Origin of the sequence: Pseudomonas sp. SG-MS2, from assembly GCF_009933855.1 — a bacterium.
Taxonomy (GTDB): Bacteria; Pseudomonadota; Gammaproteobacteria; order Pseudomonadales; family Pseudomonadaceae; genus Aquipseudomonas; species Aquipseudomonas putida_E.
Map to the genome: position 1 here is coordinate 1 of NZ_MOMO01000233.1, position 22,003 is coordinate 22,003.

A 22,003-nucleotide genomic window follows, 5' to 3' on the forward strand; every position below is an offset into this window, starting at 1 on the left:
CCCCCCCGCCAATGGCCTAGACTGCATGTATCGCCGTATTCGCTTGTTTGACCAAGGCCCATGCATGTCCGATCCCCGTTACCAGATCGACGTCAGCGTCGTGACCCGCTATCTGAAAGACCAATCCGACCCCGAAAGCGATCGCTTTGCATTCGCGTACACCATAACAGTGCAGAACAATGGCTCGATCAAAGCCAAGCTGATGTCTCGACACTGGCTGATCACCAACGGTGATGGTGAAGTGGAGGAGGTACGCGGCGCAGGTGTGATCGGCCAACAACCGACCATCGAGCCGGGCCAGAGCCACACGTACAGCAGCGGTGCAGTGATCAGCACCCGCGTGGGCACCATGCAGGGCAGCTACCAGATGTTCGCCGAGGACGGCAAACGCTTCGAGGCCGACATTGCCCCCTTCCGCCTGGCGGTGCCGGGGGCCCTGCACTGATGGCTACCTACGCCGTCGGTGACCTGCAAGGCTGCCTGCAACCCCTCAAGTGCCTGCTGGAGCGCGTCAAGTTCGACCCGGCTGTCGATCGCCTGTGGCTGGTCGGTGACCTGGTCAACCGCGGGCCTGAATCGCTGCAGACACTGCGCTACCTCTACTCGATCCGCCACTCGCTGACCTGCGTGCTGGGCAACCATGACCTGCACCTGCTGGCTGCATGGCAAAATGTCGAACGCCTGAAGAAAAGCGATACCCTGCGCGAAATCATCGAGGCGCCAGATGCCGATCAACTGCTCGACTGGCTGCGCCAACAGAAGCTGCTCCACTATGACGAGCCGCGCGGCATTGCCTTGGTGCACGCTGGCATCCCCCCCCAGTGGACACTGGGCAAAGCCCTGGAGCTGGCTGGCGAAGTCGAGGAGGTGCTGCGCGATGACGAGCGCCTGAAGCTGTACCTCGATGGCATGTACGGCAACGAGCCAAACAAGTGGAGCAAGAACCTCAGCGGCGTCGAGCGCCTTCGGGTGATCACAAACTACCTGACCCGCATGCGCTTCTGCACTGGCACAGGCAAGCTCGACCTCAAGAGCAAGGAAGGGCTGGGCACGGCACCGAAAGGTTACAAGCCCTGGTTCGCGCACAAGGACCGCCGCTCGCGGCATGTGAAGATCATCTTTGGCCACTGGGCCGCACTCGAAGGGCGCGTCGAGGAGCCCGGCATCATCGCCCTCGATACGGGCTGTGTATGGGGTGGCACCATGACCCTCTACAATGTCGACAGCGGTGAATACCTGCGCTGCGACTGCGCCGACGACGGCACCCTGCGCCCGCCGGCACAACCGACTAAACTTAACGATCAGCCCTGAAGGAAAGCCTTACCCATGAGCGAATTCAAACGCATCCCTCCCGAGCAGGCCCTGGCCTTGCGCGCGCAAGGTGCGGTCGTCGTCGACATTCGCGACCCGCAGGCCTATGCCGCCGGCCACATCGCCGGCGCCCGGCACCTGGACAATCATTCGGTTGCCGACTTCATCCGCAATGCCGACCTGGATGCCCCGACCCTGGTGGTCTGCTACCACGGCAACTCCAGCCAGAGCGCGGCCGCGTACCTGGTCGGCCAAGGTTTTTCCGACGTTTACAGCGTCGATGGCGGCTTCGAGCTGTGGCGCACCACCTACCCGGACGAGACCGCGCAAGGCACCCCTGAATAATTTTTTAATTCCACTCCAGCCCGCGCCCCACGCGGGCTCGCGCCTCACCTGACGAACGGTCGCCGACAACTTCTGCGCCGCTTGCCCTTGACCTTGCGGATAACCAACTATTCTTAAGCGCAGGCCATCCAAAAAAGGGGAGAGCCGGTACACCGGCGTGCGGGTCATCGGTAGCGTTACAGGGTGTTCTGGGGGGTATACAGCAATCGGCAAGCCCGGTTGCATGCCAGCATCAGCTGACTGATCCGGCGTCGTCTCCACGTATCGAGCGAGGTGACGTCATGAGTATTTTTAGCCACTTCCAACAACGTTTCGAGTCTACGCGCCAGGAAGAACTCTCGCTGCAGGAGTACCTCGAGCTGTGCAAAGAGGATCGCAGTGCCTACGCATCGGCGGCTGAACGGCTGTTGCTGGCCATCGGCGAGCCGGAACTGATCGACACCTCAAGCAACTCCAGACTGTCGCGCATTTTCTCCAACAAGGTGATCCGCCGGTATCCGGCCTTTGCCGACTTCCATGGCATGGAAGAGTGCATCGACCAGATCGTTTCCTACTTCCGCCACGCCGCCCAAGGCCTTGAAGAGAAGAAACAGATCCTCTATCTGCTGGGCCCGGTGGGTGGCGGCAAATCGTCGCTGGCCGAAAAGCTCAAGCAGCTGATGGAAAAGGTCCCTTTCTACGCGATCAAGGACTCGCCGGTTTTCGAGTCGCCGCTGGGCCTGTTCAACGCCACTGAAGATGGCGCCATCCTCGAAGAAGAGTACGGCATCTCGCGGCGCTACCTGAACACCATCATGTCGCCATGGGCCACCAAGCGTCTGCAGGAGTTCGGTGGCGACATCAGCAAGTTCAGGGTGGTCAAGCTGTACCCCTCGATCCTCAACCAGATCGCTATCGCCAAGACCGAGCCAGGCGACGAAAACAACCAGGACATCTCGGCCCTGGTCGGCAAGGTGGACATCCGCAAGCTCGAGGAATTCCCGCAGAACGATGCCGACGCCTACAGTTACTCGGGTGCGCTTTGCCGGGCCAACCAGGGCCTGATGGAATTCGTCGAGATGTTCAAGGCGCCCATCAAAGTGCTGCACCCGCTGCTGACCGCCACCCAGGAAGGCAACTACAACAGTACCGAAGGCCTGGGCGCGATCCCTTATTCCGGGATCCTGCTGGCCCACTCCAACGAATCGGAGTGGCACACCTTCCGCAACAACAAAAACAACGAGGCGTTCATCGACCGGATCTACATCGTCAAGGTGCCGTACTGCCTGCGCGTCAGCGACGAGATCAAGATCTACGACAAACTGCTGGTCAACAGTTCGCTGGCCAAGGCCCATTGCGCACCCGATACGCTCAAGATGCTCGCCCAGTTCACGGTGCTCTCACGCCTGAAGGAGCCGGAAAACTCCAACATCTACTCCAAGATGCGTGTCTACGATGGCGAAAACCTCAAGGATACCGACCCGAAAGCCAAATCGATCCAGGAGTACCGCGATTCTGCGGGTGTCGATGAAGGGATGAACGGCCTGTCCACGCGTTTCGCCTTCAAGATTCTCTCCAAGGTGTTCAACTTCGACCCGCACGAAGTGGCGGCCAACCCCGTGCACCTGCTCTATGTGCTGGAACAGCAGATCGAACAGGAGCAATTCCCGGCGGAAGTGCGTGAACGCTACCTGCGCTACCTGAAGGAATACCTGGCGCCACGCTACATCGAGTTCATCGGCAAGGAAATCCAGACCGCCTACCTCGAGTCCTACAGCGAATACGGTCAGAACATCTTCGACCGCTACGTGCTGTACGCCGACTTCTGGATCCAGGATCAGGAATACCGCGACCCGGAAACTGGCGAGATCCTCAACCGCATTGCCCTGAACGAAGAGCTGGAAAAGATCGAAAAACCAGCTGGCATCAGCAATCCGAAGGATTTCCGCAACGAGATCGTCAACTTCGTACTGCGTGCCCGTGCCAACAACAACGGCAAGAACCCAAGCTGGCTCAGCTACGAGAAGCTGCGGGTGGTGATCGAGAAGAAAATGTTCTCCAACACCGAAGACTTGCTGCCAGTCATCAGCTTCAACGCCAAGGCCAGCAAAGAAGATCAACAGAAACACAACGACTTCGTCACGCGGATGGTGGAGCGTGGCTACACCGATAAACAGGTGCGCCTGCTGTCGGAATGGTACCTGCGGGTCAGGAAATCGCAATAAAGCGGCAAGCTGCTCCTGCAGCAAGCTCCAAGCCGCCAGCAGCAAGCTGCAAGTTGTGCGCGCTCGGTTCAAACCCGACGCCACAGCCTGCAGCAGCGCTGGCTGCTCTTTCTTGAAGCTTGTGGCTTGAAGCTTGTGGCTTGCAGTTGCAGCTGCATCCAGTCACCGGAGGGACCATGAGCTACGTTATCGACCGACGCCTGAACGGCAAGAACAAGAGCACGGTCAACCGCCAGCGTTTCTTGCGGCGCTACCGTGAACACATCAAGAAAGCCGTCGAAGAGGCCGTAAGCCGTCGCTCCATCATGGACATGGAGCACGGCGAGCAGATCAGCATCCCGGGACGTGATATCGACGAACCGGTGCTGCACCATGGCCGCGGCGGCAAGCAGACCATCGTGCATCCGGGCAACAAGGAATTCACTGCTGGCGAACATATCGCCCGGCCGCAGGGCGGTGGCGGCGGTGGTGGCCGCGGCAAGGCAGGCAACTCCGGCGAGGGCATGGACGACTTCGTCTTCCAGATCACCCAGGAAGAGTTCCTCGAGTTCATGTTCGAAGATCTCGAGCTGCCCAACCTGGTCAAACGCCACCTGACCGGTGCCGACACCTTCAAGACCGTGCGCGCCGGTATCGCCAACGAAGGCAACCCGTCGCGCATCAATATCGTGCGCACCCTGCGCTCGGCCCATGCCCGGCGTATCGCCTTGACCGGCAGCAGCCGCGCACTGCTGCGCGAGGCGCAGAAGGAACTGGCCCGGTTGAAAGTCGAGGAGCCCGACAACTTCACCGACATCCAGGAGGTCGAGCAAGAGATCGAGCGGCTCAAGGCCCGTATCAACCGCCTGCCGTTCCTGGATACCTTCGACCTCAAGTACAACCTGCTGGTCAAGCAGCCCAACCCCAGTTCCAAGGCCGTGATGTTCTGCCTGATGGACGTGTCCGGCTCGATGACCCAGGCCACCAAGGACATCGCCAAGCGGTTCTTCATCCTGTTGTACCTGTTCCTCAAGCGCAACTATGACCGCATCGAGGTGGTGTTCATCCGCCACCACACCAGTGCCCGCGAAGTGGACGAAGAAGAGTTCTTCTATTCCCGCGAGACCGGCGGCACCATCGTTTCCAGTGCACTCAAGATGATGCAGGAGATCATGGCCGAACGTTACCCGGCCAGTGACTGGAACATTTATGCCGCCCAGGCTTCCGACGGCGACAACTGGAACGACGACTCGCCCATCTGCCGTGAGATCCTTTCCAAACAGATCATGCCGCACGTGCAGTACTACACTTACGTGGAGATCACCCCCCGCGAGCATCAGGCGCTGTGGTACGAATACGAGCGTATCGGCGAAGCTTTCCCCGACACGTTCGCCCAGCAGCAGTTGGTTTCGGCCGGTGACATTTACCCGGTCTTCCGTGAACTCTTCCAGCGCAGGTTAGCCACATGAGCGCCAGAGAACAGAGACGCCAACCCATTTCCACCGGGTCCGAGTGGACGTTCGAGCTGATCCAGACCTACGATCGGGAGATCAGCCGTTTGGCCGAACGTTATGCCCTGGACACCTACCCCAATCAGATCGAAGTGATCACAGCCGAGCAGATGATGGACGCGTATGCCTCCGTCGGCATGCCGCTGGGCTATCACCACTGGTCCTACGGTAAACAGTTCCTCAGCACCGAGAAGTCCTATAGCCGCGGCCAGATGGGCCTGGCCTACGAGATCGTGATCAACTCCGACCCCTGCATCGCCTACCTGATGGAAGAAAACACCATGTGCATGCAGGCACTGGTGATTGCCCACGCCTGCTATGGCCACAACAGTTTCTTCAAAGGCAATTACCTGTTCCGCACATGGACCGATGCCAGTTCGATCATCGACTACCTGGTGTTCGCCAAGCAGTACATCGCCCAGTGCGAAGAGCGCCACGGCATCGATGCTGTCGAAGACCTGATCGACTCCTGCCACGCCTTGATGAACTACGGCGTGGACCGCTACAAACGCCCCTACCCGATCTCCGCCGAGGAGGAGCGGCGCCGCCAGAAGGAGCGCGAGGAGCACCTGCAACGCCAGATCAACGACCTGTGGCGCACCATTCCCAAAGGCGCAGAGAAAGGCGGCGACCGCGATGATGCGCGCTTCCCCGCCGAACCGCAGGAAAACATCCTTTACTTCATCGAAAAACACGCCCCGCTACTCGAGCCTTGGCAGCGCGAAGTGGTGCGTATCGTGCGTAAGATCGCGCAGTACTTCTACCCCCAACGCCAGACGCAGGTCATGAACGAAGGCTGGGCGACCTTCTGGCACTACACCCTGATGAACGACCTGTACGACGAAGGCCTGGTAACCGACGGCTTCATCATGGAATTTCTTCAGTCGCACACCAGTGTGGTGTTCCAGCCCGGCTTCGACAGCCCTTATTACAGCGGCATCAACCCTTATGCCCTGGGTTTCGCCATGTACACCGACATCCGCCGCATGTGCGAAAACCCTACCGAGGAAGATCGCCGCTGGTTCCCGGACATTGCCGGCAGTGATTGGCTGTCGACCATCAAATTCGCCATGAGCAGCTTCAAGGATGAGAGCTTCATCCTGCAGTACCTGTCTCCCAAAGTGATCCGCGACCTCAAGCTGTTCAGCATCCTGGATGACGACCAGCGCGACGACCTGCTGGTGCCTGCGATCCATGACGAAGCTGGCTACCGGGCGATACGCGAGCAACTCGCGGCCCAGTACAACCTGGGCAACCGCGAACCCAACGTACAGATCTGGAGTATCGACCGCCGCGGCGACCGCTCCCTGACCTTGCGCCACCAGCAACACAACCGCAAACCGCTGGGTGACTCCACCGAGGAGGTGCTCAAGCACCTGCACCGCCTTTGGGGCTTCGACATCCACCTGGAAACCGTGCAAGGCGATCAAGTGGTCAAGACCCACCACATGCCACCGCGTGGCGAGCATGGCGAAGCCGGCGACTACGGCCGCATGGACCTGGCCGTCATCCATCACCTCTAGCCTGCACACCACCATTGCTGCCGACAGGGTATCCTGTGGGCAGTAATGGAGGCTGCACATGCAAATCTACAAAGTCGGCGGCGCCGTGCGCGACCGCCTGCTCGGGCGCCCGGTCAGTGACATCGATTGGCTGGTGGTGGGTGCCAGCGTCGAAGAAATGCACGCCAAGGGCTTTCGCCCGGTTGGCGCTGACTTCCCGGTTTTCCTGCACCCCAAGACGGGCGAGGAATATGCCCTGGCGCGTACCGAGCGCAAGAGCGGACGCGGCTATGGCGGTTTTACCTTCCACGCCAGCCCCGAGGTGACCCTCGAAGAAGACCTGATCCGTCGCGACCTCACCATCAATGCCATGGCCGAGGATGATCAGGGGAACGTTCTGGACCCCTTTCACGGTCGGGCCGATCTTGAGCAACGCCTTCTGCGCCATGTGTCCCCGGCATTCGCCGAAGACCCCTTGCGCGTACTGCGTGTTGCCCGCTTTGCCGCACGCTATGCGCCGTTGGGGTTCAGGGTCGCCGATGAAACACTGGAGCTGATGAAGCAGATCGCGAATTCTGGCGAACTGCAGGCGCTGACGGCTGAACGCAGCTGGAAAGAGATCGAGCGAGCGCTGATGGAAGACGAGCCACAGGTGTTCATCAACGTGCTGAGCGACTGTGCAGCACTTAAACAACTGATGCCTGAGCTTGAGGGAGATGCGGCTGCGCTGGCGGCACTGACGCAAGCAGCCAAACATCATCAGCCCCTGCACATTCGCTGGGCCTGCCTGCTGCATAGCCTGGAGCCAGCTTCGATCAAAGCGCTCAACCAGCGCTTCAAGGCGCCGCGTGAATGCCAGGAACTGGCCATGCTGGTGGGTGAATGCGCCAGCAACGGCCACAGGGCCTTGCAGCTGGAGCCAGAAGACATGCTGGCATTGCTTCAGAAGTTCGACGTGTATCGGCGACCACAACGCTTCGAGGATTTCATTTCCGTGTGCCAAATGGTTGCCCAAGGAAGCGCACAGGCTTATCCACAGGCGGATTACCTGCGCGCAGCGGCAGCGGCCGCCAGGGCGGTAGAGGCGAAGCCCCTGGTGGAAGCAGGGCTGACCGGGCAGGCATTGGGGGAGGCGCTGAAGCATCAGCGCCTGGAGGCACTGAAGGCCTACAAGGCCAATGCCGAAAACTGATCGCCCGACTGCTCGTACCTACCCGCAAAGGGGCCAGTACGAGCAGCGATCACCCCGGCTCAGACGCTGGTAAGCTGCAAACCGCGCCATTCATACGCGACCGGCGCCAGCACCTGGTCGATATTGGCCTCCTGCCACAACCGGGCCATGCTCTTACCCTCTCCCGGGTGCACCAGCTCAGGCGCCAGCAGCGCCAACGGCCATAGCACGAACGCGTTCTTCAGAATCTCGGCCCTGGGCAACACCAGCCCATCGAACGTGCCATGCAGATCGTCATACATCAGCACATCGATATCCAGCGGCAGGCCCTTGCGGTCGGGCGCGTAGCGGCCATTGTCAGCCTCGATGAACTTGAGCCGGCGGTCCAGCTCCATCAACCCAAGGTCGGTCTTGCCCGTCACCACGAAGTTGATGAATGGGCCGCTCTTGATCCCCACAGCCTGGCTTTCGAACGCCGGAGAACAACGCATGTCACAGAGGATCGCCGCCAATGCATCGAGCCCTGCGCACAGGTGCGCATGGCGATCGATGTTGCTGCCCAGGCCCAGGTAAACCGTGCTCAGAGACATCCGCGCTCGATCTCCACGCCAACACCGCCTCGGGCCGCAGGGACCGCACCCGGCTTGGTCAGCTTGAGCCGCACCCAAGGGATGTGGAACTCTTCCATCAGGGCCGCGACCAGCCGTTCGGCGAACGTCTCCACCAGTTCGAAACGCGCCTGCTCGGCAAAGGCCTGGATACGCGCCGAAACACTGGCATAGTCCAACGCCAGGTTCAGATCATCGCCAGCCGCTGCCGGGCGATTGTCCCAGGCGAAACTCAGGTCCAGGCGCAGGCACTGGCGAATATCCCGTTCCCAGTCATAGGCACCGATGACGGTATCGACTTCCAGGCCTTCGATGAACACTCTGTCCAAGCACTTCTCTCCACAGCACGACAAGGGCGACTGGCGCCGTTAGAATCAGGGCGTCCTCGCCCGGAATAGTTAGCATGTTTTGGTTACTGGCGCTGCTCGCCTACCTGCTCGGCTCGCTGTCCTTCGCCATCGTCCTCAGCCGCCTTTCGGGCAGCCCGGACCCGCGCTCCTGCGGTTCGGGCAATGCCGGCGCCACCAACATGCTACGCCTGGCGGGCCGCAAAATGGCGATCCTGACCCTGCTTGGCGACCTGTGCAAGGGCTTGCTGCCCGTAATGCTGGCACGCCTGGCCGGGCTCGACCTGCAAGAGCAGGCCTGGGTAGGCGTCTGCGCGGTGCTCGGCCACCTGTTCCCAGTGTACTTCCGCTTCCAGGGCGGCAAGGGTGTAGCCACGGCGGCCGGCATGCTCATGGGCCTGTACTTCCCCGCCGCGCTACTGGCCATCGGCGCCTGGCTGCTGACGTTCTACCTCACCCGCACCAGCTCGCTGGCCGCGCTGATCGCTACACCGCTGACCCTGCCACTGCTGGCCTGGCGCGAGCCAGCGGCCCTGCTGCCGATCAGCGTGCTGACCGTGATGATCGTCTGGCGCCACCGCAATAACCTGCGCGACCTGTTCGCCGGGCGCGAACGCCACTTCTGACGCACACGCAAGCGGCTTACAACGGTGGCAACTGCTCCATCGGCCAGCGCGCCTGCACGCTGATCGCCAGGTCCTGCTGCTGCCCGGCCAACAGCCGCTGGCAACCGGCATAGGCGATCATCGCGCCGTTGTCGGTACAGAATTGGGGACGCGCGTAGTACACGTTGCCTTTGATACTGCCGAGCATGTCCTCGAGGGAGGCACGCAATGCCTTGTTGGCGCTCACGCCACCGGCAATCACCAGACGCTTGAGGCCGGTCTGCTTCAGTGCGCGCTTGCACTTGATGGTCAGAGTCTCCACCACAGCCTGCTGGAACGCCAGGGACACGTCGCAACGGGTTTGCTCGTTGTCGTCACCAGCATCGCGGCACTGCTGCCAAGTGTTCAGGGCAAAGGTCTTCAGGCCACTGAAGCTGAACGCCAGGCCCGGACGGTCGGTCATCGGCCGCGGGAACACAAAACGCCCCGGTACGCCCCGTTCTGCCAGGCGAGCGATTTCCGGGCCACCCGGGTAATTGAGGCCGATCAGCTTGGCAGTCTTGTCGAACGCTTCGCCAGCAGCGTCATCCAGGCTCTCGCCCAGCAACTCGTACTGGCCGATGCCATCGACCCGAACCAGCTGGGTATGCCCCCCAGACACCAACAAAGCGACGAACGGAAACTGCGGAGGATTTTCCTCAAGCATGGGCGCCAACAGATGGCCTTCCATATGGTGCACGCCGATCGCCGGAATATCCCATGCGAAAGCCAGAGCCTGGGCGCAGGACGCACCCACCAGCAGCGCTCCGACCAGGCCAGGGCCTGCGGTGTAGGCAATGGCGTCGATCTCGGTGGCCACGCAGCCCGCCTCGTCCAGCACCTGGCGGATCAGGGGCAGCATGCGCTTGACGTGGTCCCGTGAGGCAAGCTCGGGTACCACCCCGCCAAACACGCGGTGCAGGTCGATCTGGCTGAACAGCGCGTCGGCCAACAAACCGCGTTCGCTGTCGTATAATGCGACGCCGGTTTCGTCGCAGGATGTTTCCAATCCCAGTACTAGCATGGGCTCGTCCCTTGTGGGGGCTGATTTCGAAGCCGCGCATGATAGTCCCCGTGCCGGGTGCCGACCAGCGGTTTTCGATCAGAGGCTTTGCATTCCGGCTTGCTAAGGGTTAACATCCGCAACCCTTGAAAACCGACGTTCTCCAGCACACCTTTGTTTTGCCAGGAGCACGTCTACCCCGGTAATGAATTAAGGTAGCCCTGGATGCCAGCCGTCAAAGTTAAAGAGAACGAACCCTTCGACGTAGCTCTGCGTCGTTTCAAGCGCTCCTGCGAAAAAGCCGGTGTACTGGCTGAAGTTCGTAGCCGCGAGTTTTACGAGAAGCCGACCGCCGAGCGTAAGCGTAAAGCAGCTGCTGCTGTTAAGCGTCACGCCAAGAAAGTTCAGCGCGAACAGCGCCGCGCCGTTCGTCTGTACTAATACAGTACAGCCGTTCTACGCAAAGCTTCTGCCCTGCCCGGCTCACCGCCGGGCCGATGGCAGCGGTTTGTTTCAACCTTGAGCAGCTAGTTCAAGGCGTCCATCGCAACCTGCAATGGGCAAAGCGCATCAAAACGTCAGAGCTGGTTTCGACCAGTCGTGCACGTCCTCACTGACGAGCCCCTGGTTACCTGGAGGCTACCGACGAGCACACATTCCCTCGCACATCCCCTAGCAGCTCTTGCCCCTAACGGCGCGCTAGCGTTTAGACTTGCCAGTTGCCAGATGACGAGACTGCCATGGCCGGGCTGATTCCCCAAAGCTTCATTGACGACCTGATCAACCGCCTCGACATCGTCGACGTGGTGAGTTCGCGCGTCCAGCTGAAAAAGGCCGGCAAGAACTACTCTGCCTGTTGCCCGTTCCACAAAGAGAAAACCCCGTCCTTCACGGTCAGCCCGGACAAGCAGTTCTATTACTGCTTCGGTTGCGGCGCAGGCGGCAACGCCCTGGGCTTCGTCATGGACCACGACAACCTGGACTTCCCCCAGGCCGTCGAGGAACTGGCCCGTGCCGCAGGCATGGAAGTGCCCCGCGAGGAAGGCCGGCGCGGTCAGAAGCCACGACAGCCTACAGACTCGCCGCTTTACCCACTGCTGGATGCAGCCTCGGAATTCTACCGCCAGGCCCTGCGCAGCCACCCGACCCGAAAAGCCGCAGTGGACTACCTCAAGGGCCGCGGCCTGTCGGGCGAAATTGCCCGCGACTTCGGCCTTGGGTTCGCACCACCCGGCTGGGACAACCTGCTCAAGCACCTCGGCGCGGACACCCTGCAACAGAAGGTGATGATCGACGCCGGCCTGCTGATCGAAAACGCCGAAAGCGGCAAACGCTACGACCGCTTCCGCGACCGGGTGATGTTCCCGATACGCGACAGCCGCGGGCGCATCATCGCCTTTGGCGGCCGCGTTCTGGGCGACGACAAGCCCAAGTACCTCAACTCCCCGGAGACCCCGGTATTCCATAAGGGCCAGGAACTTTACGGGCTGTATGAGGCGCGCAAGCACAACCGCAACCTCGACGAGATCATCGTCGTCGAGGGTTACATGGATGTCATCGCCCTGGCCCAGCAAGGCCTGCGCAACGCCGTAGCCACACTCGGCACCGCCACCAGCGAAGAACACCTCAAGCGCCTGTTTCGCGTGGTGCCCAGCGTACTGTTCTGCTTCGACGGCGACCAGGCCGGGCGCAAGGCCGCCTGGCGCGCCCTGGAGTCGACCCTCTCGGCACTGCAGGACGGGCGCCGTGCGCGCTTCCTGTTCCTGCCTGAAGGCGAAGACCCGGACAGCCTGGTACGCGCAGAGGGCACCGATGCCTTCATGGCGCGCATCAACCAGCACGCCCAGCCGCTGGCCGACTATTTCTTCGAGCAACTGAGCGTCGAGGCCGACCCGCGCTCGCTTGAAGGCAAGGCGCACATGGCGACCCTGGCTGCACCGTTGATCGAAAAAATCCCCGGCGCCAACCTGCGCCAGCTGATGCGCAATCGCCTGAAGGAAATTACCGGCCTCGATCCACAGCAGGTCGAGCAGTTGGCCCAGCAGGCGCCTGCCGCCAACAGCGTGCCGGACTATGACCCTGGCTACGACTACGACGCCATGGCCAGCTACACCCCCGACTATGGCGACATGCCGCAACACGACTACGCCCCGGCGCAGCAGGAGCAGCAGTGGAAGCCGAACAAGGGGGGCGGCAAGAAGCCGTGGAGCGACAAGCCCTGGGACAAGAACCGCAAGAGAGGCAAGCCGTGGCAGCAGCGCGATGAAGCGCCGCCACGCACGCCGGCACCGGTGGAACCCCCGACCCTGGCGGCCTTGCGCACGCTGCTGCACCACCCGCTGCTGGCCGGCAAAGTCGAGGACGCCAGCCACTTTGCCGACGAAGAGCACCTCTACAGCCAGTTGCTGGTGGCGCTGATCGAGGCCGCGCAGAAAAATCCTGGGCTAAGCTCAATGCAGCTGATCGCACGCTGGCACGGCACTGAACAGGGCCGCTTGCTGCGAGCCCTGGCAGAAAAGGAATGGCTGATCGTGGCCGACAACCTTGAACAACAGTTTTTCGACACTATAACTAGCTTGTCCGCCCGCCAACGCGAGCGCAGCCTGGAACATCTGCTCAGGAAAGCACGTCAAAGCGAGTTGAGCAGCGAGGAAAAATCTCAGCTTCTCGCCCTGCTGAGCCGGAATGTTCCCGCACAAACGCCGACCTCATCTGGCGCGTGAGGCCCATGCTCGGGTATAATCCTCGGCTTGTTTTTTGCCCGCCAAGACCTTCAGTGGATAGGGTGTTATGTCCGGAAAAGCGCAACAGCAGTCTCGTATCAAAGAATTGATCACCCGCGGTCGTGAGCAGGGCTACCTGACTTACGCGGAGGTCAACGACCACCTGCCTGAGGATATTTCAGATCCTGAACAGGTGGAAGACATCATCCGCATGATCAACGACATGGGGATCAACGTATTCGAGAGTGCTCCGGATGCGGATGCCCTTCTGTTGGCGGAAGCCGACACCGACGAAGCCGCGGCCGAAGAAGCCGCTGCTGCGTTGGCGGCCGTTGAAACCGATATCGGCCGCACGACCGACCCAGTGCGCATGTACATGCGCGAAATGGGTACGGTCGAGCTCCTGACCCGCGAAGGCGAAATCGAAATCGCCAAGCGTATCGAGGAAGGCATCCGTGAAGTGATGGGCGCTATTGCCCACTTCCCGGGCACAGTTGACTACATCCTCGGTGAATACGACCGCGTCACCACCGAAGGTGGCCGTCTGTCCGATGTTCTCAGCGGTTACATCGACCCTGACGACAATATCGCTGCTCCGACCGAAGAAGTGCCGATCCCTGGCGCCAAGGCCGCAGCCACGAAGGAAGAGGCCGACGACGAGGAAGAAAGCGACGATAGCAGTGACGATGAGGAAGAGACCGAGAGCGGTCCGGACCCAGTCGTTGCAGCCCAGCGTTTCGGCGCGGTATCGGATCAGCTCGCCATCACCCTCAAGGTGCTGAAAAAGCATGGCCGCAGCCACGCCGAGAGCATCGGTGCAATGCAGGCCCTGGCCGATCTGTTCATGCCGATCAAGTTGGTGCCCAAGCAGTTCGAGGTGCTGGTCGAGCGCGTTCGTGATGCCCTGGCCCGCCTGCGTCAGCAAGAGCGTGCCATCATGCAACTGTGCGTACGTGATGCGCGCATGCCGCGTGCAGACTTCCTGCGCCTGTTCCCGAGCAACGAGACCGACCAGACCTGGAGCGGTGACCTGGCCAAGCGCAACACCAAATGGGCTGCTGCCCTGGGTGAAAAGGACGCCGCCATCGTCGCCTGCCAGCAAAAGTTGATCGACCTTGAGACCGAGACCGGCCTGACCGTTGCCGAGATCAAGGACATCAACCGCCGCATGTCCATCGGTGAGGCCAAGGCTCGCCGCGCCAAGAAAGAAATGGTCGAGGCGAACCTGCGTCTGGTGATTTCCATCGCCAAGAAGTACACCAACCGCGGCCTGCAGTTCCTCGACCTGATTCAGGAAGGCAACATCGGCCTGATGAAAGCGGTGGACAAGTTCGAATACCGTCGCGGTTACAAGTTCTCGACCTACGCCACCTGGTGGATTCGTCAGGCGATTACCCGCTCGATCGCCGACCAGGCACGCACCATTCGTATCCCGGTGCACATGATCGAGACGATCAACAAGCTCAACCGTATTTCCCGGCAGATGCTGCAGGAAATGGGTCGCGAACCGACCCCGGAAGAGCTCGGTGAGCGCATGGAGATGCCTGAGGACAAGATCCGCAAGGTCTTGAAGATCGCCAAAGAGCCGATCTCCATGGAAACCCCGATCGGTGACGATGAAGATTCGCACCTGGGCGACTTCATCGAGGACTCGACCATGCAGTCCCCGATCGACGTGGCCACGGTCGAAAGCCTCAAGGAAGCGACCCGCGACGTGCTTTCGGGCCTGACCGCACGCGAAGCCAAGGTGCTGCGCATGCGTTTCGGTATCGACATGAACACCGACCACACCCTCGAAGAAGTGGGCAAGCAGTTCGACGTGACCCGTGAACGGATCCGTCAGATCGAAGCGAAGGCGTTGCGCAAATTGCGCCACCCGACGCGCAGCGAGCACCTGCGATCCTTCCTCGACGAGTGATGACGAACCCCGGCCCAGGCCGGGGTTTTTCTTATGTGACAAAAGGTCGTGGCAAGTAGCTACCCTTCGCGGCGATTGCCCGTCTACACTCGAATTCAGACCACCTGAATGCGAGGCTGCCATGCCGCCAATGCCGGCCATTCTGTTGCTGCTCCTGATCCTGTGGAACACAACGGCCGGCGCCCTGACCCTGACAGACGAGGAAAAAACCTGGCTCGCTGCCCACCCGCAGTTGAAGCTGGGCGTCGACGCCTCCTGGCCACCGTTCGAATTTCGTGACCAGCAAGGCCGGTACCAGGGATTGGCCGCCGATTACATTGCCATGCTCCAGGACCGTCTGGGCGTGGCATTCAAGCCGGTCGAACCCAGCACCTGGACCGAGGTACTTGAACAGGCGCGCGAAAGCCGCATCGACCTTTTACCCGGCGTCATGTCAACCCCCGAACGCCAGGGCTTCCTGGCTTTCACACGCCCTTATCTGGATTTCCCCATCGTTATCCTGGCCCATGAAGGCGGCCAGCAACCCCGCACACTGAAGGACCTGTACGGCCTGAAGATCGCTGTGGTGGAGAATTACGCTCCACACGAACTGCTGCGTACCCACCATCCAGATCTCAACCTGGTCGCCATGCCCAATGTCAGCTCGACCTTGCAGGCACTGGCCACCGATGAGGTGGATGCTGTGGTCGGTGACCTCGCCTCGAGCATCTGGAGCCTGCGCCAGCTCAAGCTGGACGGCCTTTATGTCAGCGGCGAAACGCCCTATCGCTATCAGCTGGCCATGGCCGCACCGCGCGACAAGAAGGTCCTGGTCGGCATCCTCGACAAGGTCATGGCCGACATGTCGAGTGACGAGATCAGGCAGATCCAGCAACGCTGGGTCGGCAATGTGGTCGATCAACGCACGTTCTGGAATGACATGCTCATGTACGGCCTGCCCGGCGTCCTTTTGCTGATCGCCATCCTGGCCGTGGTGATCCGCATCAACCGCCGCCTCAGCTCGGAAATATCCAGGCGCATTGCCCTGGAACAGGAACTGCGCAGCAGCGAATACCACTACCGCGGGCTGATCGAAAGCCTCTCAGCCATCGCCTGGGAAGCTGACGCCAATGACTTCACCTATAGCTACGTCTCACCCCATGCCGAAGACCTGCTTGGCTACCCTTTGCATGAATGGCTCAAACCAGGTTTCTGGCGCAGCATCCTGCACCCGGAGGACGCACTCTGGGCCCAGGCCTACTGCGAAAGTGAAACAGCAGCCGGGCGCGACCACAGCCTCGATTACAGGGTGATGCGTGCCGATGGCCATTCACTCTGGGTGCGCAACATCGTCAGCATGATCGAGCACGGCCACCGGCCTGTGATGCGCGGGCTGATGATCGACATCAGCGAAACCAAGCGCACTGAAGACGCCCTGCGCCTGTCGGAGCAGAAGTTCGCTTCGGTATTCCAGCAATGCCCCGACATCCTGTTGATTGCGCGCCACAGTGATGGGTGCCTGCTGGAGGTCAACGAAGCTTTCGAGGAGCAGATCGGCCTGACCCCAGGTCAGGTGGTCGGCCGCACCGCTACAGAGCTGAACCTGTGGGGTGCGCAAGGTGCCGGGCCATTGCTGCTCGAGCGCCTGCACCAGGGAGGTATCCGCAACCTGGAAATGAGCTTCCGTCGCAGCAATGGCCAATTGTTCACGGGCCTGACCTCTGCCGAAACCTTCGAGCTGGATGGCACCTTGGCTTTCGTCGTGGCGGTTCGCGACATCAGCCAACTGAAAGAAACCCAGCAGCAACTGCAAACCTCCGAAGAGAAATTCGCCAAGGCCTTCCACGCGTCTCCGGACGGCCTGCTGCTGTCGCGCCAGAGCGATGGCCTGCTGATCGAGGTCAACGAGGGCTTCTGCCGGCTGACCGGCTATGACCTCGATCCTGCCCTGGACCAGACGTCTTTCGACCTGGGCATCTGGGTCGACCTCAACGAACGTAAACGCCTGATCGCTCAACTCTCCCACGATGGTTTTGTGCGCGATTTCAGCTGCCATATCCGCCGCAGCGACGGGCAGATACGCCTTTGCGAGCTGTCCGCACGGCCACTGCCGATTGCCGGCGTCGACTGCATGCTGACCATCGCCCGCGACATCACCGAGCGCCACCTGATGCAGGAAAAACTGCAACTGGCCGCCACCGTGTTCGAAAACACCGCCGAAGGCGTGCTGATCACCGATATCGACCAGCGCATCAGCGCGGTAAACCGTGCGTTCAGCGAAATCACCGGCTACAACGAGACCGAAGCCCTGGGCCAGACTCCGCGCCTGCTTGCCTCCGGTCAGCATGACAGCGCCTTTTACGCCGCCATGTGGCATCAGCTCACAGCCGAAGGCCATTGGCAGGGCGAGATCTACAACAAACGCAAGAATGGCGAACTTTACCCGGGCTGGCTGACCATCAGCGCGGTGCGCAATAGCGACCGCGAGATCACCCACTTTGTCGCCGTGTTTGCCGACATCTCCAGCCTCAAGCACGCTCAGGCCAAGCTCGACTACCAGGCTCACCACGACCCGCTCACCGGCCTGCCCAACCGCGCGCTGTTCGAAAACCGCCTGCAGGCCGCGCTCACCTGCCCGCAAGCCTCCAACCGCCAGGGCGCGGTGCTGTTCCTTGACCTTGATCGCTTCAAGCACATCAACGACAGCCTCGGCCATCCGGTCGGCGACCTGCTGCTCAAGGGCATCGCCCAGCGTCTCAAGGAGCAAGTGCGCGACGTCGACACCGTGGCGCGCCTGGGTGGCGACGAGTTCATCATCCTGCTGCCCGGCCTGCACAAACCCAGTGACGCCAGCGCCATCGCCAACAAACTGCTGTCCTGCTTCAGCGCCCCCTTCCAGGCCGGCGAACACGAGTTTTTCACCAGCGCGAGTATCGGCATCAGCCTCTATCCCCAGGACGGCACCGACGTCGCCACACTGATCCGCAACGCCGACGCCGCCATGTACCGCTCCAAGGCCAAAGGCCGCAACCGCGTCGAAGCCTACACCCGTGACCTCACAGCCCAGGCCAGCGAACGTATTGCCCTGGAGCACGAGCTGCGCCGCGCCATAGAACGCGACGAAATGAGCCTGTGCTACCAGCCCAAGTTCAGCCTCAAGACCCAGACCCTGGTTGGCGCCGAAGCGCTGATCCGCTGGAGCCACCCCAGCTTCGGCGAGGTGCCGCCAGAGCACTTCATCCACCTCGCCGAAGAGAATGGCACCATCCTGCAGCTCGGCGACTGGGTGCTGGAGCAGGCCTGCCGGCAGATGCACCATTGGAAGAAGCACTACCAAGCCTTCGGCCCGCTGTCGATAAACCTCGCCGGGGCGCAGCTGCGCCACCATGGCCTGGCCAAGCGCATCGAGCAGTTGCTCAAGACTTACCAACTGAAGGCAGGCGACCTGCAGCTGGAAATTACCGAAAACTTCATCATGAGCCAGGCCGAAGAAGCCCTGGCCGTGCTGCACCAGCTAAAGCAGCTGGGTGTGCAATTGGCAATCGATGATTTCGGCACCGGTTACTCATCCCTGAGCTACCTCAAGCGCCTGCCACTGGACATCCTCAAGATCGACAAGTCGTTCATCCGCGGCTTGCCGGACGACCCGCACGATGCAGCCATCGCCCGCGCCATCATCGCGCTGGGGCGTAGCATGCAGTTGACCATCATTGCCGAAGGCGTGGAGAACCAGGCGCAGCAACGGTTCCTGGCCGCCGAAGGTTGTGAACAGATCCAGGGCTATATCGTCAGCCTGCCGCTGCCACCAGATGATTTTGCAGCGGCGTTTCTTCGCATAGCACTAACCGATCTTTCGGATGGCACGCTTTCGAAACCCTCGTTATAATCCGGGCACTTACTGAGGGCCTATAGCTCAGTTGGTTAGAGCAGAGGACTCATAATCCTTTGGTCCACGGTTCGAGTCCGTGTGGGCCCACCACCTTCAAAGCCGCGCATTGCGCGGCTTTTTCATGTCTGCAGGAAAACAGCTAGACCGATCCTACGGCCCAAGGGTAAAAATCCCCAAGATCGGCGCTTGCCTGCAGAGGAAGAACGCCTCCCGCCGCTGACAACACCACCACAAAAGAGGCTTGTATTCTGAGTTCCTGACACTAGTGGAGTTGGACAGGGAGCCGAATAGCCGGCATTATCGGCTCACCAAATGAGCCGAATAAGCTCGTTAATCGGCTCAAAAAAGAGCACCCCTCCATGAATGAACCGCTCTGGATCTGGCAGCAGCCCAACTGGGCGCACTTTAGCTGGCAAGCCGATGCACTTGCCCCGCTGCTGCGCGCTTGCGGCCAGGCTCAAGGCCGCTTGCTCGGGATGCTGGGAGCTGTAAGTAGTGACACGCAAGTGCAGAGCAGCCTGGATGCCCTACTGCAGAATATCGTCACTTCATCCGCCATCGAGTGTGAGCAGCTGAATGTCGGCTCGGTACGCTCGTCGCTGGCGCGGCGCCTGGGGCTGAACGAGGAAGGTCGCACCACCTCTCGATCCGAAGGCCTGGCGCAACTGCTGCTCGATGCCACCCGCGCCTATCAGCAGCCGCTCGTTCTGCAGCGGCTGTTCGCCTGGCATGCTTGGCTGTTCCCCAGCGATGACCACTTGATGGCCCGCCCGCTACGCGTCGGCGTGCTGCGCGGCGAAGAGCCCATGCAGGTAGTTTCCGGTCGTCTCGAGCGCCCTACCGTACATTTCCAGGCCCCACCTCGCGCCGGGCTGGAAGCGCAACTGGACGACTTCTTTGCCTGGTTCCAGAGCAGCCGCAGCGATGCGAGCCTCGACCCATTCTTGCGTGCCGGCATTGCGCACTTCTGGTTCGTTACCCTGCACCCATTCGATGACGGCAATGGTCGTCTTACACGTGCCATCACCGACTTGGCTTTGGCTCAGGGCGAACAGCAGGCTATCCGCTTTTACGCCATGTCGGCTAGCATCCTCGACGATCGTGCCGGCTATTACCGCATCCTGGAGGCCAGCCAGAAGGGCACGCTGGATATCACCGCCTGGCTGCAATGGTTCCTCGCAACGCTGCTCAAGAGTCTGGAGCAAGCCCTTGCTCGTATAGACCGCGTGCTGGCCAAGGCGCGCTTCTGGCAGGCTCACCGCAGCCAAGCCTTATCTGCCGAGCAGGTCAAAGTGCTTAACCGCCTGCTCGATGGCGGCGAGAGAGATTTCGAGAACGGCATCAGCGCCGCGCAATACCAGGCCGTGGCCAAGGTCTCGAAAGCCACCGCCACGCGCCACCTGAGCGATCTTGTCGAGAAGGGCTGCCTTGCCCGACTGCCCGGCGGCGGGCGCAGCACGCGCTACCAGCTACAGCACCCGGAAAACGCTCAAGGCTGACCTCGCAGCGACAAAACAGCGCAACGCGACACGATCCTGCCATTACGCCAGTTCGAGTCCGTGTGGACACCCGATACAAGAAAGCCGCGCGATTGCGCGGCTTTCTTCATTTTCAGGCTCTCAAGAATCCTGCCGTGGCTGCATGTGCCGCTGGCGCGGATTGTAGAAGGTGCTATCGGGAGGAATGTCTCGGGTCACCAGAGACATGGCCCCAATGACCACGTTGTTGCCGATGCTGATGTGGTCAGCAACGATGCAGCTATTGGCACCGAGGCTGACGTTCTCGCCTATGCACAGCGAGTAATGGTCCAGGCCAAGGGTCTTGATCCCGACCGAGCAATTCTGCCGTATGAAAAAATTACGCCCGATGCTTGCGTGGCGGGTGATCACCACGCCTGGCAGATGGGCGATACGAAGGCCGGGAGCTATTTGCGCGCCGATGTCGATATCCACGGCGTATTTGAGATTGAGGCGCTGCTGCATGCCGCGGGCGTATCGCCTGCTCAGGCCGCCGCGGGCATCAAGGTACTGCGCCAGGCGGTAGGCGAAAAGAAAGCGCAGCTTGTTGTCCTTGCGCGCACGTCGCAGCACGTTGAAGAACAGGCTGGTACGGCGCCCGGGCTTTTTCTTGTTGGAGACTTCCTGCCGCCAGCATTCCAGCAAAGTTTCGAAGTTCACACGGTGGGTCCACTAAAGTCTGCCAATCATCATGCCGCAATTAAGTCAGCCACGCAGCAGCACTTTGCCTTGCCCTGATTGGCGCTGCGTGGCTAGGCTAGCAAGCCCACTGTAGAGACTCGCCATGTCGAATCCCCGCCCAATCGCCCTCGATGAAATCGATCACCAACTGATCGCCCTGCTGCAGATCAATGCCCGCGAAAGCGTCGCCACCCTTGCCCGCCATCTGGGTATCGCTCGCACCACCGTCAACTCGCGCCTGGCGCGGCTGGAGAAGGGAAAAGTCATCACCGGGTATGGCGTGCGCCTGGGCCAGCGCCTGGTCGATGGCGGCCTGCAAGCCTATGTCGGGATCAAGGTGCAACCGCGCTCCGGCAAGGACGTGGTGCGGCGCCTGGCTGCCATGGGGCAAGTGCAGCAATTGTGCGCGGTCAGCGGCGAGTTCGATTACGTAGCGTGGCTGCGCAGCGATTCGCCAGAACAACTGGACCAGCTGCTGGACCAGATCGGCAGCGTCGAGGGCGTGGAGAAGACCACCACCTCGATCATCCTCAGCAGCAAAGTGGACCGCGGCCAGCCCGTCTAGATGACAGCGGTACAGTTGCCGAGCAAAAATCGTCACAAGTATTTATAGTCATGTCGTTATGACGAAAAAAAAGCCAATACGACGGCGTTTTGCATCTTAATTACGA

Annotated in this window: 18 protein-coding genes and 1 tRNA gene; 15 read left to right on the forward strand and 4 right to left on the reverse strand. The window is 60.9% G+C overall.

The window, feature by feature from the left end; genetic code table 11:
• Nucleotides 1–64: 64 nt before the first annotated feature.
• The 7 genes from apaG (at nt 65) to BLX42_RS20635 (ending at nt 8,044) form a co-directional block, all read left to right on the forward strand.
• Nucleotides 65–445 carry a Co2+/Mg2+ efflux protein ApaG gene (gene apaG / locus BLX42_RS20605; protein ID WP_012316563.1) on the forward strand — a complete coding sequence of 127 codons (381 nt, stop codon included), beginning with the start codon at nt 65–67 and terminating at the stop codon, nt 443–445.
• Complete coding sequence (locus BLX42_RS20610) at nt 445–1,311, forward strand: symmetrical bis(5'-nucleosyl)-tetraphosphatase (RefSeq protein WP_115273034.1); 867 nt, start codon at nt 445–447, stop codon at nt 1,309–1,311. Before apaG ends, BLX42_RS20610 begins: the two co-directional genes overlap by 1 nt.
• A 15-nt stretch (nt 1,312–1,326) precedes the next feature.
• Nucleotides 1,327–1,656, forward strand: a complete 330-nt coding sequence (glpE, locus tag BLX42_RS20615; protein WP_046787571.1) for a thiosulfate sulfurtransferase GlpE — start codon at nt 1,327–1,329, stop codon at nt 1,654–1,656.
• Between the two features lie 281 nt (nt 1,657–1,937).
• Nucleotides 1,938–3,860 (forward strand): PrkA family serine protein kinase, encoded by a 1,923-nt coding sequence (locus BLX42_RS20620; protein WP_012316566.1) that lies wholly within the window; start codon nt 1,938–1,940, stop codon nt 3,858–3,860.
• A 176-nt stretch (nt 3,861–4,036) separates the two neighbouring features.
• A complete protein-coding gene (locus tag BLX42_RS20625; RefSeq protein ID WP_012316567.1) occupies nt 4,037–5,308 on the forward strand; it encodes a YeaH/YhbH family protein in 1,272 nt (423 codons plus the stop codon).
• Entirely contained in the window at nt 5,305–6,873 is a 1,569-nt protein-coding gene (locus BLX42_RS20630) for a SpoVR family protein (protein ID WP_046787570.1), read from the forward strand. Before BLX42_RS20625 ends, BLX42_RS20630 begins: the two co-directional genes overlap by 4 nt.
• A 58-nt stretch (nt 6,874–6,931) precedes the next feature.
• Nucleotides 6,932–8,044, forward strand: coding sequence for a multifunctional CCA addition/repair protein (locus BLX42_RS20635; protein WP_161872506.1), 1,113 nt, complete (start codon nt 6,932–6,934; stop codon nt 8,042–8,044).
• A 59-nt stretch (nt 8,045–8,103) separates the two neighbouring features.
• Here BLX42_RS20635 and folK read toward each other — a convergent pair whose 3' ends face one another.
• Nucleotides 8,104–8,613 (reverse strand): 2-amino-4-hydroxy-6-hydroxymethyldihydropteridine diphosphokinase, encoded by a 510-nt coding sequence (gene folK / locus BLX42_RS20640; protein ID WP_161872507.1) that lies wholly within the window; start codon nt 8,611–8,613, stop codon nt 8,104–8,106.
• Nucleotides 8,604–8,960: a dihydroneopterin aldolase gene (gene folB / locus BLX42_RS20645; RefSeq protein WP_009682799.1), complete on the reverse strand. Its 357-nt coding sequence runs from the start codon at nt 8,958–8,960 to the stop codon at nt 8,604–8,606. The genes folK and folB overlap by 10 nt, the downstream gene beginning before the upstream one ends.
• Nucleotides 8,961–9,034: 74 nt before the next feature.
• On the opposite strand from folB, the gene plsY reads away from it, so the two are divergent.
• Entirely contained in the window at nt 9,035–9,604 is a 570-nt protein-coding gene (gene plsY / locus BLX42_RS20650; RefSeq protein ID WP_161872508.1) for a glycerol-3-phosphate 1-O-acyltransferase PlsY, read from the forward strand.
• Nucleotides 9,605–9,620: 16 nt separating this feature from the next.
• On the opposite strand, the gene tsaD is transcribed toward plsY, so the two are convergent.
• Nucleotides 9,621–10,646, reverse strand: a complete 1,026-nt coding sequence (gene tsaD / locus BLX42_RS20655) for a tRNA (adenosine(37)-N6)-threonylcarbamoyltransferase complex transferase subunit TsaD (protein ID WP_012316572.1) — start codon at nt 10,644–10,646, stop codon at nt 9,621–9,623.
• A 204-nt stretch (nt 10,647–10,850) separates the two neighbouring features.
• On the opposite strand from tsaD, the gene rpsU reads away from it, so the two are divergent.
• From rpsU to BLX42_RS20685, 6 genes are all read left to right on the forward strand, one after another.
• Nucleotides 10,851–11,066: a 30S ribosomal protein S21 gene (rpsU, locus tag BLX42_RS20660; RefSeq protein WP_003255575.1), complete on the forward strand. Its 216-nt coding sequence runs from the start codon at nt 10,851–10,853 to the stop codon at nt 11,064–11,066.
• A 299-nt stretch (nt 11,067–11,365) separates the two neighbouring features.
• On the forward strand, nt 11,366–13,348 hold the full coding sequence (gene dnaG, locus BLX42_RS20665; protein WP_161872509.1) for a DNA primase: 1,983 nt from the start codon (nt 11,366–11,368) through the stop codon (nt 13,346–13,348).
• Between the two features lie 67 nt (nt 13,349–13,415).
• A complete protein-coding gene (rpoD, locus tag BLX42_RS20670; RefSeq protein ID WP_046787566.1) occupies nt 13,416–15,266 on the forward strand; it encodes an RNA polymerase sigma factor RpoD in 1,851 nt (616 codons plus the stop codon).
• Between the two features lie 121 nt (nt 15,267–15,387).
• Complete coding sequence (locus BLX42_RS20675; protein ID WP_161872510.1) at nt 15,388–19,131, forward strand: EAL domain-containing protein; 3,744 nt, start codon at nt 15,388–15,390, stop codon at nt 19,129–19,131.
• A 16-nt stretch (nt 19,132–19,147) separates the two neighbouring features.
• Nucleotides 19,148–19,224: transfer RNA gene (locus tag BLX42_RS20680), tRNA-Ile, on the forward strand.
• A 269-nt stretch (nt 19,225–19,493) separates the two neighbouring features.
• Nucleotides 19,494–20,633 carry a Fic family protein gene (locus BLX42_RS20685; RefSeq protein WP_161872511.1) on the forward strand — a complete coding sequence of 380 codons (1,140 nt, stop codon included), beginning with the start codon at nt 19,494–19,496 and terminating at the stop codon, nt 20,631–20,633.
• A 120-nt stretch (nt 20,634–20,753) separates the two neighbouring features.
• Here BLX42_RS20685 and BLX42_RS20690 read toward each other — a convergent pair whose 3' ends face one another.
• A complete protein-coding gene (locus BLX42_RS20690; protein WP_115273043.1) occupies nt 20,754–21,311 on the reverse strand; it encodes a serine acetyltransferase in 558 nt (185 codons plus the stop codon).
• Between the two features lie 124 nt (nt 21,312–21,435).
• Between BLX42_RS20690 and BLX42_RS20695 the strand changes: the two genes are divergently transcribed.
• A complete protein-coding gene (locus BLX42_RS20695; RefSeq protein WP_046787562.1) occupies nt 21,436–21,897 on the forward strand; it encodes an Lrp/AsnC family transcriptional regulator in 462 nt (153 codons plus the stop codon).
• The last annotated feature ends 106 nt before the right edge of the window (nt 21,898–22,003 follow it).